At 64.5% G+C, this 1,052-nt stretch carries 1 protein-coding gene; it reads right to left on the bottom strand.

The annotated features are described in order from the left end of the window. On the bottom strand, positions 1-1,052 hold a 1,052-nt coding region (locus ABZW16_RS44015), incomplete at both ends, for a recombinase family protein (RefSeq protein WP_354962113.1).

Raw genomic sequence — 1,052 nt, 5'->3', positions numbered from 1 at the left:
CGGCTTCCAAGGCTGCCCGGTGTCGCGCCAGGATCCGGTCACAGTCCTCGATCGCCTTTGCGACGGCCGCCGCCGACTGGTCGAGGTCGTGGTCGGGTTGGGACCGGTAGAGGGCATCGATGGTCTCGGCGACTCGGTGCGGGGCGAAGCATGTGCCCAGCCAATCGTCGAGCGGGCCGAGTAGATCCTGTTCGGCCAAATACACATTGCGGGGATGGGCGACTTTGTTCGCCAGGGCGTACTCGTTGGGATACCGGCATCGGTAGAGAAGCATGTCCCGGCTTCGATGGCGTTGCATCCGCCGCTGGCACAGCCCGCACCGCAGCCGACTGCGAAACATATAGGTGTGATGGGTGCGGTGCCGTTCCCGCGTTCCCCGGCCTGCTCCCTTCGCGGCTAGGACCTGCTGGGTGCGTTCGAATGTGTCGGTGTCGATGATCGGGTCGTGCACCAGGTGATCGGAGAAGACCCACTGGTCACGGTCGTTCCACCGCATCCGGGTCTCATGCCCCAAAGCGATGTCCTCGACATCGATGAGGATTTCGTCTTTGCGTTGTTTGTTCCACACCTGCCGCCCGGTGTAGCGAGGGTTGGACAGGATCACCCGAAGTGCGCCCTTGGACCAGGCCACCCCGGCGCGGTGCGGGTTTCGTGCGGGGTCGTAGGCCGACGGCGACGGGACATCGTCGCGAGTCAGGGCCTCCGCGATCGCGAAAATCCCTCGGCCACCGAGATATTCGGCAAAGATCCGTTGCACGACTGGTGCGGTCACCGGATCGGTTTCCAACCGATGCAACCGCTTTCCGTCGGCGGCCTTGGCCGGATTCGGATGCGGCCCCGCGTCGGCCAACCGGTATCCGAACGGAGGTCGCCCGCCCAGGAAGCGGCCCTCGACACTGGCTTGGGCGGCCATCGCCGCACGAACCCGTATCTTGATCCGATTGCGCTCACCCTTGCTCATACCCCCGAACACCGACATCACCAAGTCGTGGGCCTCGGAGTCCGGATCGACGGCACCGCCGACCTCAGGTACCCATAATTGCAGTCCATAG

It is taken from the genome of Nocardia sp. NPDC004604, from assembly GCF_040609795.1.
Lineage (GTDB): Bacteria > Actinomycetota > Actinomycetes > Mycobacteriales > Mycobacteriaceae > Nocardia.
This window is presented reverse-complemented; position numbering and strand designations above follow the sequence as displayed.